Below are 15,980 nucleotides of genomic sequence, written 5' to 3'. Positions count from 1 at the left end.
AGGAGCTCCTAGATGAACCAATCATTGATAGAACAAATAGGTATTGATTATCCTATTATACAAGGAGCCATGTCTTGGGTTGCTTCACCTAGTCTTGCAGCAGCGGTTTCCAATGCTGGCGGTTTAGGTATGCTGGGTTCAGGTCATGAGCCTGCAGAAGTGGTAAGAAAATCAATTAAAGAGACTAAAAAATTAACGGATAAACCCTTTGGTGTAAATGTATTGCTCTTATCTCCGTATGTGGACGATGTCGTTGATGTGATCTGTGAAGAGAACATTAAAGTCATCACAACGGGCGCAGGCACCCCAGGGAAATACATGAAAAGATTTAAAGAAGCCGGGATTACTGTCATTCCTGTCGTTGCATCTGTGGCATTAGCACGACGTATGGAAAAAGAAGGGGCAGATGCCATTATCTGTGAAGGAATGGAAGCTGGCGGTCACATCGGGAAATTAACAACGATGACGTTGGTCCCACAAGTGGTCGATGCTGTAAGTATTCCAGTAATCGCAGCTGGAGGTATTGGTGATGGACGTGGAATGGCTGCAGCGATCATGCTGGGAGCAGCGGCAGTACAATTAGGTACACGATTTGTAGTGGCACATGAAAGTATTGCACACGATACCTTTAAGCAACGCATTATTAAAGCACGTGACATCGACACAGTTGTAACGGGAATGGTTACCGGACACCCGGTAAGAGTACTCAGAAACAAACTGACCAAAGAATACCTAAAAGTAGAGAAATCAATTTCGAGTGATGCAAATCCTGATTTTACACGCTTAGAGGAACTAGCTAAAGGTTCTTTGAGAAAAGCAGTAGTAGAGGGAGACAAAGATAGCGGTTCCTTCATGTCTGGTCAAATTGCTGGATTGGTAACGAAAGAACAAAGTTGCCATGATATCATCCAGGAACTTATGGAAGAATACGATGAATTAGTTAAACATCCGAAACTTTTTTAATTATATACTTTGATGTTCAAACCATTTTTTTTATAAATGATTATCTGTAAATGTATTAAAGAATAGGAGAGATAGCTTGAAAACAGCTTTTTTATTCAGTGGTCAAGGAGCACAATATAATGGCATGGGTCAAGACTTCTACAATGAATTTAATGAAGTCAAACAAATTTTTGATAAAGCTAGTAAACAGCTCGACGTAGACTTAGCTAGCATTTGCTTTGATGATGATTCGAGACTAAATGAGACAGCCTATACGCAACCCGCGATACTGACTGTTAGTTACGCCATCGAACAAATTGTGAAAAAAACGATCGGTTTGACTCCCGATGCTGTCGCTGGCTTGAGTTTGGGAGAATATACAGCTTTAGTATCTTCAGGATCTTTAAGATTCGAAGACGCTGTGCCACTCGTTCATAAGCGTGGTTCTTTAATGGAAAAAGCCGTGCCGGATGGTGAGGGTGCCATGGCAGCGATATTGGGACTTGATGCACTAGCTTTAACATCGATATGCGAGAAAGTATCAAATGAGAGTTATGTTGCTATAGCAAATTACAACACGCCTGGTCAGTTAGTGATTTCAGGTGAAACAGACGGTGTTGAAAAGGCGATGGACCAGGCTTCAAATGAGGGAGCTAAGAAAGCCATTAAATTAAATGTTAGTGGTCCTTTTCATACCAAATTACTTGAACCGGCAGGTCAGGCATTCGCTGAATCTCTTGCTGAAGTAACGTTTGAGTCATTTAAGTATCCTGTTTATTCCAATGTAACTGCCAATAGTTATCCGGATACCAAAGCAATAAAATCACTGTTAACGAGTCAAATTTCTTCACCAGTCAAATTTGAACAAATGATAAGACAGATGATTTCTGATGGGGTAACGACATTTATTGAAGTGGGACCGGGTAAAACCTTGCGTTCTTTCGTCAAAAATATAGATAGAAATGTCGCGGTCAAGAATATTGAAAATATTAAACAATTAGAAACTATAGCGAAAATTATGCATTCCTAAAGGAGTCGAGTATGGACAGTAAAAAAGTTGTTATTGTCACCGGAAGTTCAAGAGGAATAGGTAAAGCTATTGCTTCCTCTTTTTTAAAGCAAGGGCATACAGTCGTAGTCAATGGTCGTAGTGAAATGTCATCTGATTTAATGGATCATTTCAACAGTTTAGGTGGAGAAGTGTATCCCATAATCGGTGACATAAGCGATGAAGCATTTGCAAAACAGTTAATAAAAGAAACTAAAAAAATGTTTAAAAAAATAGATGTACTTATCAATAACGCCGGACTAACGAAAGACAATCTGCTCATACGAATGACTGAAGACGATTTCGATTCGACTTTGACCGTTAACTTGAAAGGGACCTTCTTTACAACTAAAGAAGTAGCAAAAGTGATGCTCAAGCAGCGTTCTGGTCATATCATTAATATTTCGAGCGTTGTCGGTACCGTTGGAAACGTCGGACAAGCCAATTATGCGGCAAGTAAAGCTGGAGTTATAGGTTTTACAAAATCAATTGCAAAAGAACTTGCACCACGAGGAATTGTGGCAAATGCTGTTGCACCTGGGTTTATCGAATCAGATATGACCAATGGTCTGACTGATGATGTCAAAGAACAAGCGTTACAATCTATACCACTCAAACGATTAGGAAAAGCAGAAGAAGTCGCGGAATTAGTGAATTTTTTGAGTGACCAAAAATATATAACCGGTCAAGTTTTACATGTTGATGGTGGAATGGTCATGAACGGTTAATTCTAGGAGGATATGAATGGAAAAAGTTGTTGTTACTGGGTTAGGGGCTATTACGCCTCTAGGGAATTCAGTTGAAGAGTTTTGGACAGGATTAAAAACAGGTAAAAACGGGATCGTGCCATTAACAAAATTTGATGGTACAGAAATCAATGTGAGCGTAGCCGGAGAAGTGAAAGATTTTCAGGCTAGAGATCTAATGGACAGAAAATTAGCTAAAAGAATGGATCCATTCTCACAGTACGGTGTGGCTGCAGCACTAGAAGCAATGAAAGACAGCGGATTGGATGAGTTTGACTTTGATGCTGACCGCTTAGGCGTAATTGTAGGTTCCGGTATCGGAGGATTACAAACGATGCAGACCCAAATAATCAAAATGCATGAAAAAGGGTTAGACAGAGTGGAACCACTTTTCGTGCCAAAAGCAATTGGAAATATGGTAGCTGGAAACATTTCGATTGCAACAGGAGCTAAAGGACCCAACTTATCTATTGTTACGGCGTGTGCTTCTGGAAATAATTCAATAGGCGAAGCGTTTAGACAAATCAAACACGGTTATGCGGATTATATGTTAGCCGGAGGGGCAGAAGCTAGTTTGAACGAAATCGGTATGTCTGGTTTTGCTGCACTTAATGCCTTGTCAACAAGTAATGATCCGGATGCAGCTTCTCTTCCTTTCGATAAAAATCGTCACGGTTTTGTGATGGGAGAAGGCGCGGGTATATTGATTCTTGAAAGTTTGACTTCTGCCTTGAAACGTGGAGCTCACATCTATGCTGAAATAGTAGGTTACGGGGCGACCGGTGACAGCTTCCATATGACAGCTCCGACACCAGATGGCGAAGGTGCTGCGAAAGCGATGAAGTTAGCAATGAAAGAAGCGGGTATTGAACCGAAAGATATCGGCTATATCAATGCACACGGCACATCTACACCGGCTAATGATTCTGCCGAAACAAGCGCTATCAAATTGGCTCTGGGTGAAGAAATTTCCAAAACCGTTGCAGTTTCAAGTACAAAAAGTATGACCGGCCATTTACTCGGCGGTGCAGGAGCTATTGAAGCTATCGCAACCGTTAAATCTCTTGAAGAGAATATTATGCCACCGACAATCAACACAAAAGAATTAGATAAAAAATGTGATTTGGATTATATTTTGAATGAAGCTCGCGAGCAAGAAAATATGTATGCTTTAAATAATTCGCTTGGTTTCGGAGGACATAATGCGGTGACGTGTTTCAAAAAATGGAGTGAATCTAAATGAATAACAATGAAATTAAAGAACTGATTCATTTGATCGACCAGTCCAGTTTGAAATATTTTGAACTGGAAAATTCTTCAGTTTCTTTGAAATTAAGTAAACGCGAATCTGATATTGTAAATGTCACGCAGGATAATTCTACAGAAGATCAGAATGATTCTTTGCATGAAACATTAAATAATAGTGAAGTTAAAAAGCAAAGCAACGAGAATAATAGTAATGCTGTGAATAACATCGAAGAGGACCAATCGGCTGACGAGGCGTTTCACAAAATAAAATCACCAATCGTAGGAACGAGTTATCGTTCTTCATCTCCAGATTCGCCAGACTTTGTAAAGGTGGGTGACTTGGTGGATGCCGGACAAACGATCCTCATTATTGAAGCGATGAAAGTAATGAATGAAATCAAAAGTGATGTCTCGGGTGTTATCGAAGAAATACTTATTGAAGATGGACAGGCGATCGAATTTGATCAAGCCTTAATAAAAATAAATGTGAATTAAAAGGAGATTATCATGACTACTATGAATATTGCAGAAATTCAGGAATTAATACCGAATCGCTATCCCATTTATTACATTGATAAAGTAACAGAAATGATACCTGGTGAACACGTTACGGCCATTAAAAATGTAACAATCAACGAAGAATTCTTTCAAGGTCACTTTCCTGGAGAACCTGTCATGCCTGGAGTTTTAATCGTAGAAAGTTTGGCACAAGCCGGCTCCATTCCATTATTGACACTTGACAGATTCAAATCACAAACGGCTTACTTGGGTGGTATTAACAAGGTTAAGTTCAGAAAAAAAGTGGTTCCAGGAGACGTCCTTGTCTTAAAAGTAGATATTGTTAAGCTTAAAGATTATGCAGGTATTGGAAAAGGTGTTGCTTACGTTGATGGGAAAAAAGTGTGTGAAGCAGAATTAACATTTATCATCGGAAAGTAAGCTCTTTAACGTTTAAAAATGTATAAGGAAGGTATGTGCATGTTTCAAAAAATACTTATAGCCAATCGAGGAGAAATTGCGGTACGAATCATCAGAGCATGTCAGGAATTAAATATCAAAACAGTGGCTGTATACTCAACGGCAGATAAGGATGCTCTTCATATGCAACTGGCAGACGAAGCTGTGTGCGTAGGGCCTTCTAAAGCGAACGAATCTTACTTGAATATACAGAACATTCTGAGTGCTGCGGTATTAACAGGAGCGGAAGCCATACATCCGGGATTTGGTTTTCTATCAGAAAACAGTACTTTCGCAGCGATGTGTGAAGAAGTGAATGTTTCGTTTATCGGTCCCAATAAAGATATTATTGATCAGATGGGTAACAAGTCAAATGCGCGTACGATGATGAAAAGAGCTAATGTACCAGTTGTCCCGGGAAGTGATCATTCGATTACTGCGTTTTCAGAGGTTAAAGAAATGGTCGACGAAATCGGTATGCCTGTAATTATTAAAGCGGTGGCGGGTGGTGGCGGTAAAGGTATGCGGATGGTTTTCAATGCAGAGGAGCTGGAAGCGAAGTTTCTGCAGGCTCAATCCGAATCTAAAGCTGCTTTTGGTGACGATAGAATGTATGTAGAACGAATCATTACACCTGCCAAACACATAGAGGTACAAATCTTAGCTGATCATTATGGTAACGTGATTCATTTGGGAGAACGCGATTGTTCTCTTCAGAGAAATCACCAGAAAATTCTTGAGGAAGCGCCGAGTCCGACGTTGTCTGAAAAAACAAGAAAGCTTATTTGTGAAAGTGCAGTAGAAGCTGCAAAAATGGTGGGATACGAGAATGCTGGAACCATTGAATTTTTAGTGGATGCAGACGAAAAATTTTATTTCATGGAAATGAATACCCGTATCCAAGTAGAACACCCAATAACAGAAATGATCACATCAATAGACATCGTTAAAGAACAAATCAAGATCGCGTTTGGCGAGCATCTTTCGATCACGCAAGATGATGTGGTTCTGACTGGACATGCTATTGAATGTCGTATCAATGCGGAAAATCCCTTGTTCAATTTCGCTCCATCTCCCGGGAATATAGACTTTTTGAATGTTCCTTCAGGAGGACTGGGCTTGCGCGTGGATACAGCCATGTTTGCGGGATCGACCATCCCACCTTATTACGATGCGATGGTCGCTAAAGTCATTACCCATGGAAACACCAGAGAAGAAGCAATCAGTAAAATGGATCGTGCTTTGAATGAAATGGTGATTGAAGGGATTCAGACCAATTTAGATTTCCATATCGACTTGCTTAGGGATACTAACTTTAAAACAGGAGAGTATACAATTGATACACTGTCACAAGTAATCATACCTAAGTGGTTGAAAGATAAGGAGGCTAATAATGAGGTTGTTTAAGAAGAGACCTTATATTACCCTGCAAAAAACTGAGGGAGAAAACGGTCCACAAGTACCGGATGGCATGTTTGAAAAGTGCCCCAGTTGTCAAAAACCCATTTATGTTAAATCTTTAGGTAGAGCACGCCGGTGTCCTAATTGTCATTACACTTTTCGAATCAGTGCGCAAGAGCGGTTATCGATTACCGTAGACCCTAAAACATTTAAAGAATGGGATAAAGATGTTACAACACATAACCCGCTTGATTTTCCGGATTACGAATACAAAATTTCTCAAACTCAGATAAAAACGGGGTTAAGGGAAGCTGTGCTAACTGGCGAGGCCTACATTCAAGGCAACCAAGCTGCTATTGGCATTATGGATTCTAACTTTATAATGGGAAGTATGGGCCAAGCGGTAGGTGAAAAGATTACACGTTTGTTTGAAAAAGCACTGGATAAAAACTTGCCTGTCGTTCTTTTTACGGCCTCAGGGGGGGCCCGCATGCATGAAGGGATTTTCTCTTTAATGCAGATGGCAAAAACCAGTGCGGCAATAAAACGTTTCTCTGACCAAGGATTGTTTTATCTTACCGTTCTTACTGACCCAACTACAGGCGGAGTGACGGCCAGTTTTGCTATGCAGGGTGATGTCATTCTAGCCGAACCAGGTGCACTCGTAGGTTTTGCCGGCAAAAGAGTGATAGAACAAACGATCAAAGCGTCATTACCGGATGACTTTCAGCTAGCTGAGACGGTACTGAAGAACGGATTTATCGATCAAATTGTTGAGAGAGAAAAACTACGGTCCATCATTGCACAACTCATAGACATGCATTCTTATCAAGCAGATAGAGTAGAAAAAGAAGGTGAATCTTCATGAGTAATGCGATGGAAATCGTGAATCAGGCACGTAAATTAGACCGATTAAGCATGAAAGATATTACAACGCAATTGGTTGAGGGTTTTATCGAATTACATGGAGATAGACTTTATAAAGATGATGAAGCTATTATTGGTGGCATTGGTAAAATCAACGGAAGACCCGTTACGGTTATCGGGAATCAAAAAGGAGCATCCATCGAAGAAAATATGAGACGGAATTTTGGTTCTCCACACCCTGAGGGTTATCGAAAATCATTGCGACTGATGAAACAAGCTGAAAAATTCAATCGTCCGATCATCAACTTTATCAATACCTCAGGTGCTTATTGTGGTTTAGAAGCTGAAGAACGCGGACAAGGAGAGGCAATTGCCAAGAATCTTTTTGAAATGAGTCGTTTGAATGTGCCTATTTTGTCTATTATTCTAGGCGAAGGTGGTAGTGGTGGAGCATTGGCGCTTGCACTGGCCGATGAAGTTTGGATGATGGAATATTCGATTTATTCCATTTTATCACCTGAGGGCTTTGCATCTATCCTCTGGAAAGATTCCAAGAGATCTTCAGAAGCTGCTGATTTGATGAAATTGACTTCTTACGATTTAAATGAACTAGGGATCGTAGAAAAGGTAATTGCTGAAAAAATTGAAAACCGGTGGATCAATAAAGAAGATTTAATGAAACAGATGAAAAAAGATATTATTGATAAACTAGATAGTTTGAACACACTACCTAGAGAGACCCTGCTGGAAAAAAGATACGATAGATTCAGAAAATTTTAAGCAATGGGCGTTTGTCCTATTGCTTTTTTTGTATATATTTCCTTAAATTTGGTATGATGACTACTGAAGAGGTGAAGGGATATGGGAGAGCAAATCGAATTTCCAAAGAATTTCAATATGTACATGACTCAAGTGATGAGTTGTCTGAGAGAAGGAAATGTAGAAAAAGCTATTATACAGATGAAAAAAGCATATGCCATCAAAGAAGAAGAGAGTCTCAATATTCTTCTTGTTTCATCGTTGTTGCAGATGGGTCAATATCAAGAGGCGCTCGAGATGGCTAATGAAAAAAGCTACTTTTACGAGTCTGATGAAAAGAGATTACTCATATATGTAGAGATCTTGATAGAAAACAATCAATTTCTTCAAGCCGAAAAACATATTAAGGATTCACTCTCTAGTTCAGCTATAAAGTACAATGACTCTTGGAGCAGATTGCAGGAAAAACTTGATCAATCAAAAAGACAACAGGACGAGAATAAAAGAAAAGCTGAAGAAAAAACCGTTAAAGAACTTTATTCACTTGCATCATTAAACACCATGGAGCAATTTGCTAAAATTGAGGATATTTATACATTACCTAATGAAAAATTGGAAGAAGTTGCGCCACACGTTTTTGTTAATCCATATGTCCATCCATTAGTTAGGGGGACTTTATTCTCGCTGTTGGCTGAAAGAGGGATAGACAAAAAGTATAGCTACCTATGGTTTGATGAAACAGAGGAAATAAATCCTGGTGATATAACTGCTATTGAAGACAATCCAACGGTGAATGAACTGACGAACATCTTGAATGATAAATTAATGCAAAATCCTTCTTTGTACCAATTAGTAAAGAATGAAATCGATACATTGTTTTTAATGCTTTATCCGTTCGAAGAAAAAGTGATAAAAAGAGACACCGCTGAAGATTGGGTGAATAGTGTTATTCAAACTATCGAACCAGATTTTTTAACTCAGGACAAAACAGATGATATAAAGAGAAAAAATATCGATAGGTGGATAAAAAAAATACACAGTGAATTGCTTAGATTTGAGTAACGAATGTTTACAAATCAAGTTAATTATTGTATGATATATGAGTATGTTCAAATAATAAGTGTAATAAATTGATTGTTGCTAGAAGAGAAGTGAAACTAGTGCAATCATTTTATAACGTTAAAATACAATTAATGTCGGAGGTTATATAGTAATGGAAACAAAATTTGAGAAAACTGGGCCAACTACTGGTCGCTTAGAATTTACTATCGAGCAAGAAACAGTGGAAAAAGGTTTAGATAAAACATTTAAAAAGGTTCAAAAAACATTAAATGTTCCTGGATTCCGTAAAGGACGCGTACCTCGTCGAATTTTCAACCAAATGTATGGTGAAGCAGCTTTGTATGAAGATACATTAAACGATTTATTACCAGCCGCTTACTCACAAGCTATTGAAGAAATTGACGTAGAACCTGTTGCTCAACCAGACGTTGATATTAAATCAGTCGGTAAAAACCAGGATTGGGAATTAACTGCTGAATTAACATTAAAACCTGATGTTGAATTAGGTCAATATAAAGATTTAGATGTTGTAAAACAAGACCGTGAAGTATCTGAAGAAGAAGTTGAAGAAAGTTTAGAAAGACGTCGTCAAAGCTTAGCAGAATTAGCAATCAAAGAAGATGCTGCAGAAGAAGGCGATACTGTAGTTATCGATTATGAAGGATTTAAAGATGGCGAAGCATTTGAAGGTGGCAAAGGCGAAAATCATTCACTGGAGCTAGGATCGAATTCGTTCATCCCTGGATTTGAAGAACAATTGATTGGTGTCAAAGTTGAGGACGAAAAAGAAGTTGAATTGACTTTCCCAGAAGATTATCATTCTGAAGACTTAGCTGGTCAAAAAGTAACATTTAAAGTTAAAGTTCATGAAGTTAAATCTAAAGAATTACCAGAATTAGATGATGATTTTGCTAAAGACTTGGATGAAGACGTTGAAACATTTAATGAATTGAAAGAAAAAGCACGTAAAGAATTAGAAGAGAATAAAGAAACCGCAGCTAATGACTCTCGTGATGATGAAGCAATCAGAAAAGCTGTAGAAAATGCAACTATTGAAGAAATTCCACATGAAATGGCACACGAAGAAGTGCATCGTCAAATGGAAATGTTCTTAAACAACTTGAAACAACAAGGTATTTCAGCAGAAATGTACTATCAAATGACTGGTTCAACTGAAGCTGACTTGCACAAACAATTTGAAGGCGAAGCAGAATTTAATGTTCGCACTAACTTAGTATTAGAAGCGATTGTTGAAAAAGAAAACCTTGAAGCTACTGAAGAAGATATGGAAAAAGAAACTTCTGATTTAGCAGAACAATATAATATGGATATCGAACAAGTGCGTAAGGTTCTTTCTCCACAACTATTAAATAGAGATATTTCATTGAAAAAAGCGATTGATTTAATCACATCAACAGCAAATGAAACCTTAGAATCAAAAAAAGATTCTGACTCAGAATAATTAAAAAATAAAAAAGGGAATGCTAATCGAGCATTCCCGTTTTTCTTAATATAAAAGTATCGAAAGATGAACAACCTAGAAACGAGGTGGCCAACTTAATGTTTAATGAAGAAGAACAAACGGGAAACATTTCATGTTCTTTTTGCGGAAAATCTCAAGATCAAGTGAAAAAAATTGTAGCTGGTCCTGGAGTTTATATCTGTAATGAATGTGTAGATTTATGTCAAGAAATAATGGAAGAAGAGTTTAGCAAACAATCGTTTGAAGGTGAAATGACCGTACCTAAACCATTTGAAATAAGAGAAATTTTAAATGAATACATTATTGGTCAAGAGTCTGCGAAAAAAACATTATCCGTAGCGGTATATAACCATTACAAGCGAATCAATAGTTTAGAAAATAATGATGAAGATGATATCGAATTGCAAAAAAGTAATATTTGTCTGATCGGTCCAACTGGATCAGGTAAAACGTATTTAGCTCAAACTCTCGCACGTATCTTGAATGTTCCGTTTGCGATAGCAGATGCTACGAACTTGACAGAAGCAGGGTATGTTGGGGAAGATGTAGAAAATATCCTTCTTAAACTTTTACAATCAGCTGATTACGACGTTGAGTTAGCTCAACGCGGAATAATTTATGTTGATGAAATAGATAAAATAGCACGTAAATCTGAAAACGTCTCAATTACCCGTGACGTTAGTGGTGAAGGCGTACAACAGGCGCTGCTTAAAATTCTAGAAGGAACAACAGCGAGTGTTCCTCCTCAGGGCGGAAGAAAGCATCCACATCAAGAGTTGATTCAAATTGATACAACGAATATTCTGTTTATCGTTGGTGGCGCCTTTGATGGTATCGAAACAATCGTTAAAAATCGTTTAGGCGACAAAGTTATTGGATTCGGTGCATCAACTCAGCGTAAAGAAACAGAGGATAAAGGAAGCATTATTCAACAAATTATTCCTGAAGATCTCTTGAAATTTGGATTGATTCCCGAATTTATCGGTCGTTTACCAATTACTGCTGTACTGGATAGATTAGATGAAGATGATTTAGTTGAAATATTAACAAAACCGAAAAATTCTTTAGTTAAACAGTACCAGAAACTTCTGAAAATTGATGACGTTGAGTTGGAATTTGAAGAAGATGCTCTACGTAGTATAGGTAAAAAGGCAATCGAGCGAGATACTGGTGCTCGAGGACTGCGTTCGATCATTGAAAGTATTATGATGGATATCATGTTCGAAATACCTAGTCGAACAGAGATCAAGAAAGTACGCATCACTGAAGAAACTGTAGAAACAAAGAAACACCCTGTGTTCTACGATAAAGATGGGGAAATGGTCAGTTAATTAAGGTTTATATTTTTTTTGATTGAGATTTCTTTATAAAAAGCCTGCTAAAACCGATAGCATTCGGTTCTAGCAGGCTTTTTATCGATTCGTGCGATCAAGAATAAAAATAAGGAATATCACTGGCGATAGCTGGATAAGCAAAGACCATATCTGCAAGATCAGTTGCTGTAATTTTTCTATCGATCAGCAGACTGAAATAATTTATTAACTCATCCGCTTCATCATTCAAACAAGTTGCACCCATCAGAAGACCAGATTCTTTATCTATGATCATTTTGGCTTTTGATACGGGTTCATTTGTTCTACGGTAGCTAAACCAGGTGGTCGCGTCTAGGTCTGAAATGTCATATTTATTCTTGTTGTTTTTGGCCTCTTCAACTGTTACACCTACTTGAGCCAATTTCGGGCTAGAAAACACAATGCTTGGTACGCTTGGATAGGATAATGGCTCTGTAGTCTTCTCCGTAAGCAGTGAAACGAGGTAGCTGGCTTCGAGACTTGAAACTGGAGTCAGTTTTGGTTGCTCTTTAGAAAGGACATCTCCGATAGCAAAGATAGACGGGTTACTTGTCTGTAGGCGGTTGTCTACTTTGACACCTCTTTTATCATATTCAACTTTGACCTTGTCTAGATTCAGATTATCTGTATTTGGTATTCGACCAGTTGTGCCAAACACTAAATTTGTGGCTAACTGGAAGCCATTATTATCGGTTAAAACATAACCAGTGGATTGTTTCTCAATCTTTGTGACACCAGTATTTAAATGAAACGTTACACCCTTAGCTTCAAGTTGTGTCATGACTTCTTTTACGAATTCCTGGTCATATTCCCTAAGTGGTTGGTTGTTGTGCTGTATAACATGAACATCTGCTCCTGCAGCATTAGCGATAGCTGCGAATTCAAAAGCAATATAACCCGCACCAATAAAAGTGACGGTATCTGGCATTTCTGGGAGTGAAAGAAAATCATCACTCGTAAGGAAATGTTCGTACCCCGTAATATCAAGTAAGTTTGGACGTGCTCCCGTGGCAATGACAAATCGATCAGCTTCCAGCAAATCATCATTCACTTGTATAGTTAGCTGATCCACAAATTTGGCAGTACCAGTATATGTCTCAATACCAGCCGATTTCAAGCTTTCTTTACTTTGTTCAGGAACGGGATCAGTGAATGTTTTTTTGAAAGCCATCAAGTCTGGCCAGTCGATCTCAGGGACTTTAGTTATTCCTTTTCCCATCAAATGCATTGCTTTGTTTCTAACCTCTACGGCAGAAACTAAAACTTTTTTTGGATCACACCCTCGGTTTGGACAAGTGCCTCCCCATAGATCTGCTTCCACGATCGCTACTTTTTTTCCAGCGGAAGCTAGTCCAAAAGCAGTTGATTTTCCAGCGACACCACTACCAATCACGACAACATCGTAGGTGTTTTTCATCAAGAATCATCTCCAATTTTTAATAGTATGTTTGTTCATTTGTGAATGTATACAGATCTGAGTAGATAGTTAAAGTTAGTGGTATTAAAGCGAGAGAGCTTCATTGATTAAGAGTTGACAGATGAAACACTTCAACTCTAAACAATATTAATTTAAAAAAGAAAATGTAACTAGAGAACCAATATATGGGTGAAGCTAACGAACGCCTTCTACTTTAAGGAAGTAATATAAAAAAAATTTTTTTCGATAAGGGTGTTAGTCTATCCTCTTAATCTATCAAATGATTTGTGTTAAACTTTCAAACTGCCCTCTATTGATGTTAGTTTATCATTATTCATTGATATAATGTAGTAAAGCACATTCCGGTGAATAAGATAGGGAAAAGGTTGTTAGTGAAATAAGTCCGATAAATTTAAAATGGGGGGTGAAATTTGTGTTTAAACTGTGCAACTTTTCATGAGGGAAAGACTAACATTGGACAGTATCTATATCGAAATAGACACTTGTATGTAACACAATACATAATTGTAACTTTTTTTTAATGTAAACCTTTATGTTTTCGGGAAATATGGTATACTAACAAGTGTTTTATTAAATAGATTGAGGAGAGGTATGAATGAATAGCGATTATATAAATTATGCTGAAATTACAATTAGTGCAGTTTCTCCTTCTCAATATCCAGAAGATGGCTTACCAGAAATCGTAATAGCAGGACGTTCTAATGTGGGGAAATCGTCATTTATAAATACAATGGTTAATCGAAAAAACTTAGCACGAACTTCCGGTAAACCCGGGAAAACACGCACCTTGAATTTCTTTGATATTGAAAATGAACTTTTTTTTGTTGATGTCCCCGGTTATGGTTACGCCAAAGCTTCCAATGCAGAACAGGAAAAATGGGGCCACATGATGGAGGATTATTTCGCGACAAGAGAAGAACTTGTTTTGGGCATATTGCTCGTCGATTTTAGACATGAACCATCGGAACATGATATGTTAATGTATGATTTTTATAAACATTACAATGTACCAGTGTTCATTGTGGCTACAAAGTCAGATAAAATCAAAAAGTCAAAACACAATAAACACGAAAGTATCATTAGGAAAACTCTAAATGTAGCCCCTTCTGATAAGCTTTTTACCTTTTCTTCATTTACGAAGGAAGGACGTCAAGAAGTTTGGGATGCCATATTAGCTCACTTACCAAAGGATGATAGTGCATGAAACTGATTATGTATGGTGTGAATCGCGATACTGTATCCTATGATGACGTTCATAAGTATGGTCTGAATAAATCGATGCGTCTTAGTCATTTAAATGATATCAGCATATTTGACGGAGTGGTTGAGCTGGCATTGGTTGCGACCAATAACAGAAATGAATATTATTTATATATAGATGAAAAAACCTTTAAACACGGTGATTTACTAAGATATTTATCACGGCATACTGGAAAACCATTAGAAGAAATTATTTTGGAGACGTATAGTATGTTTAACGATGATGTTACCAAGCATTTATTTGATTTGACGAGCATTTTAAATGAAACGTCAGAATCCATTAATGATTTGGAACAAGCGCTTTACGAAAGCGTGACATATGGAACCGTAGGAAATGTTTTGTTTGAATTGTTTAATGCGGCTATAGATTTTTCATTGTCACTCTATGATAAAGAGTCTTTATATCCTTTGATAAACGGAGAAGTACCGAAAGCTATTCAAAAGATAAGAAGTCATTTTCCTGTAAAAAAAGATATCAATTATCTTATCATTGGGAATAATGAAATGATTACTCAAATGGTGAAGTATCTAATTAGAGAAACTGAATCTTATTTAACCTTTCTTGAGAGAAATGAAAAATCCAGAGAGCTGATCAAAAATATTGACAACTGGTTAGCCTTAACGAATAATTCTGCTTGGAGAAACCATATCCAATCTGTCGATTTAGGTCAACTTGTTTATCGACTGTCGAAAGCAGATGTTGTGATTATTGGTTCAAGTATAAAAAATGCCTGGTTATCACATGAATTATTAGAAGACATGTATGAAATGAGACCAACCGCAAAAAAACAGCTTATAATAGATTTAAGTGGAGCTCAGGATGAAACAGTTTTTTCTAACTATCAAACACTGAGTTATACTCAAATTGATGATACTTCGGGGAGCGATTATTCAAATGAAAAAATCGAAGTCGCTAAATCTTTTTATGATGAGTATTTAACAAATCAGACAAATGATTTTATGATGAAATTCAATTATATCGCTGAAAAAGATACCATTCGTATACCTGTAAATAAGGATACTAGCCATAATATAAGTTACGTTAAAAAAATAAGTCATAAGGTTTGAGGAGCATCATAAACCTTATGATTTATTTTTTTAATGAGTGTCAGAGCGAGAATCCCCAGTGTTAACTGAGAGATGAATCTTGTTTAAGATTCCTGATTTGGGTATGATAATTCTAGTAGGTAAAGACGACACCCAAGTCTGGACCTTCTAAAAATAGCTGAACATTGGCTCGGGATGAGCCTTGGCAAACTAGCCTGAACTGCTGTCTACAAGTTGAAATGCTACGCGGACAAGTTTTGGCTGTTCCCAGAAGCTCGGTACTTCGGTGCCGATGCAGTTCACAGTAAATCCAATTAGATATCACCTGTCATTTAGTGTAAAATGAATAGATGACAGTTGAGTGTTTTAT

The 15,980-nt window shown here is 37.6% G+C and carries 15 protein-coding genes; 14 read left to right on the top strand and 1 reads right to left on the bottom strand.

Features of this window, described 5'->3' with window-relative positions; genetic code table 11:
- Window positions 1–12 precede the first annotated feature (12 nt).
- The 12 genes from fabK (at window position 13) to clpX (ending at window position 11,844) form a co-directional block, all read left to right on the top strand.
- Window positions 13–963 carry an enoyl-[acyl-carrier-protein] reductase FabK gene (fabK, locus tag ACO1PF_RS00930; RefSeq protein WP_423189510.1) on the top strand — a complete coding sequence of 317 codons (951 nt, stop codon included), beginning with the start codon at window positions 13–15 and terminating at the stop codon, window positions 961–963.
- A 76-nt stretch (window positions 964–1,039) separates the two neighbouring features.
- A complete protein-coding gene (gene fabD, locus ACO1PF_RS00925; RefSeq protein WP_423189509.1) occupies window positions 1,040–1,972 on the top strand; it encodes an ACP S-malonyltransferase in 933 nt (310 codons plus the stop codon).
- Between the two features lie 11 nt (window positions 1,973–1,983).
- Complete coding sequence (gene fabG / locus ACO1PF_RS00920) at window positions 1,984–2,718, top strand: 3-oxoacyl-[acyl-carrier-protein] reductase (protein WP_423189508.1); 735 nt, start codon at window positions 1,984–1,986, stop codon at window positions 2,716–2,718.
- A 16-nt stretch (window positions 2,719–2,734) separates the two neighbouring features.
- Window positions 2,735–3,979, top strand: coding sequence for a beta-ketoacyl-ACP synthase II (gene fabF, locus ACO1PF_RS00915; protein WP_423189507.1), 1,245 nt, complete (start codon window positions 2,735–2,737; stop codon window positions 3,977–3,979).
- A complete protein-coding gene (accB, locus tag ACO1PF_RS00910) occupies window positions 3,976–4,479 on the top strand; it encodes an acetyl-CoA carboxylase biotin carboxyl carrier protein (RefSeq protein ID WP_423189506.1) in 504 nt (167 codons plus the stop codon). Before fabF ends, accB begins: the two co-directional genes overlap by 4 nt.
- A 21-nt stretch (window positions 4,480–4,500) precedes the next feature.
- On the top strand, window positions 4,501–4,923 hold the full coding sequence (gene fabZ, locus ACO1PF_RS00905) for a 3-hydroxyacyl-ACP dehydratase FabZ (protein WP_423190475.1): 423 nt from the start codon (window positions 4,501–4,503) through the stop codon (window positions 4,921–4,923).
- A 39-nt stretch (window positions 4,924–4,962) separates the two neighbouring features.
- The gene (gene accC, locus ACO1PF_RS00900; RefSeq protein WP_423189505.1) at window positions 4,963–6,348 is read left to right on the top strand and encodes an acetyl-CoA carboxylase biotin carboxylase subunit; all 1,386 of its coding nucleotides are present in this window, start codon (window positions 4,963–4,965) and stop codon (window positions 6,346–6,348) included.
- Window positions 6,335–7,210, top strand: a complete 876-nt coding sequence (gene accD, locus ACO1PF_RS00895; protein WP_423189504.1) for an acetyl-CoA carboxylase, carboxyltransferase subunit beta — start codon at window positions 6,335–6,337, stop codon at window positions 7,208–7,210. The genes accC and accD overlap by 14 nt, the downstream gene beginning before the upstream one ends.
- The gene (locus ACO1PF_RS00890; protein ID WP_423189503.1) at window positions 7,207–7,989 is read left to right on the top strand and encodes an acetyl-CoA carboxylase carboxyltransferase subunit alpha; all 783 of its coding nucleotides are present in this window, start codon (window positions 7,207–7,209) and stop codon (window positions 7,987–7,989) included. Before accD ends, ACO1PF_RS00890 begins: the two co-directional genes overlap by 4 nt.
- An 81-nt stretch (window positions 7,990–8,070) precedes the next feature.
- Window positions 8,071–9,030, top strand: coding sequence for a hypothetical protein (locus tag ACO1PF_RS00885; RefSeq protein WP_423189502.1), 960 nt, complete (start codon window positions 8,071–8,073; stop codon window positions 9,028–9,030).
- Between the two features lie 151 nt (window positions 9,031–9,181).
- Complete coding sequence (gene tig / locus ACO1PF_RS00880; RefSeq protein ID WP_423189501.1) at window positions 9,182–10,492, top strand: trigger factor; 1,311 nt, start codon at window positions 9,182–9,184, stop codon at window positions 10,490–10,492.
- 98 nt (window positions 10,493–10,590) lie between these two features.
- Window positions 10,591–11,844 carry an ATP-dependent Clp protease ATP-binding subunit ClpX gene (gene clpX / locus ACO1PF_RS00875; RefSeq protein ID WP_423189500.1) on the top strand — a complete coding sequence of 418 codons (1,254 nt, stop codon included), beginning with the start codon at window positions 10,591–10,593 and terminating at the stop codon, window positions 11,842–11,844.
- A gap of 97 nt (window positions 11,845–11,941) precedes the next feature.
- Here clpX and ACO1PF_RS00870 read toward each other — a convergent pair whose 3' ends face one another.
- Window positions 11,942–13,282: a dihydrolipoyl dehydrogenase family protein gene (locus tag ACO1PF_RS00870; protein WP_423189499.1), complete on the bottom strand. Its 1,341-nt coding sequence runs from the start codon at window positions 13,280–13,282 to the stop codon at window positions 11,942–11,944.
- A 616-nt stretch (window positions 13,283–13,898) separates the two neighbouring features.
- On the opposite strand from ACO1PF_RS00870, the gene yihA reads away from it, so the two are divergent.
- Window positions 13,899–14,507, top strand: a complete 609-nt coding sequence (gene yihA, locus ACO1PF_RS00865) for a ribosome biogenesis GTP-binding protein YihA/YsxC (protein WP_423189498.1) — start codon at window positions 13,899–13,901, stop codon at window positions 14,505–14,507.
- Window positions 14,504–15,631, top strand: coding sequence for a hypothetical protein (locus tag ACO1PF_RS00860; RefSeq protein ID WP_423189497.1), 1,128 nt, complete (start codon window positions 14,504–14,506; stop codon window positions 15,629–15,631). The genes yihA and ACO1PF_RS00860 overlap by 4 nt, the downstream gene beginning before the upstream one ends.
- Window positions 15,632–15,980: the final 349 nt, after the last annotated feature.

Source organism: Alkalibacterium sp. f15, assembly GCF_049389645.1.
Lineage (GTDB): Bacteria > Bacillota > Bacilli > Lactobacillales > Carnobacteriaceae_A > Alkalibacterium.
Note: the sequence above shows the minus strand (reverse complement) of the source record. Positions and strands in the feature narration are given on the sequence as shown.

What these genes read in the sequence shown, in the direction of transcription:
- fabG (WP_423189508.1), top strand. Translation starts at nt 1,984, where the DNA reads ATGGACAGTAAAAAAGTTGTTATTGTCACCGGAAGTTCAAGAGGAATA.
- yihA (WP_423189498.1), top strand. Translation starts at nt 13,899, where the DNA reads ATGAATAGCGATTATATAAATTATGCTGAAATTACAATTAGTGCAGTT.
- ACO1PF_RS00885 (WP_423189502.1), top strand. Translation starts at nt 8,071, where the DNA reads ATGGGAGAGCAAATCGAATTTCCAAAGAATTTCAATATGTACATGACT.
- accB (WP_423189506.1), top strand. Translation starts at nt 3,976, where the DNA reads ATGAATAACAATGAAATTAAAGAACTGATTCATTTGATCGACCAGTCC.
- accD (WP_423189504.1), top strand. Translation starts at nt 6,335, where the DNA reads ATGAGGTTGTTTAAGAAGAGACCTTATATTACCCTGCAAAAAACTGAG.
- ACO1PF_RS00870 (WP_423189499.1), bottom strand. Translation starts at nt 13,282, where the DNA reads ATGAAAAACACCTACGATGTTGTCGTGATTGGTAGTGGTGTCGCTGGA.
- fabZ (WP_423190475.1), top strand. Translation starts at nt 4,501, where the DNA reads ATGAATATTGCAGAAATTCAGGAATTAATACCGAATCGCTATCCCATT.
- ACO1PF_RS00890 (WP_423189503.1), top strand. Translation starts at nt 7,207, where the DNA reads ATGAGTAATGCGATGGAAATCGTGAATCAGGCACGTAAATTAGACCGA.
- fabK (WP_423189510.1), top strand. Translation starts at nt 13, where the DNA reads ATGAACCAATCATTGATAGAACAAATAGGTATTGATTATCCTATTATA.
- fabF (WP_423189507.1), top strand. Translation starts at nt 2,735, where the DNA reads ATGGAAAAAGTTGTTGTTACTGGGTTAGGGGCTATTACGCCTCTAGGG.
- tig (WP_423189501.1), top strand. Translation starts at nt 9,182, where the DNA reads ATGGAAACAAAATTTGAGAAAACTGGGCCAACTACTGGTCGCTTAGAA.
- clpX (WP_423189500.1), top strand. Translation starts at nt 10,591, where the DNA reads ATGTTTAATGAAGAAGAACAAACGGGAAACATTTCATGTTCTTTTTGC.
- ACO1PF_RS00860 (WP_423189497.1), top strand. Translation starts at nt 14,504, where the DNA reads ATGAAACTGATTATGTATGGTGTGAATCGCGATACTGTATCCTATGAT.
- accC (WP_423189505.1), top strand. Translation starts at nt 4,963, where the DNA reads ATGTTTCAAAAAATACTTATAGCCAATCGAGGAGAAATTGCGGTACGA.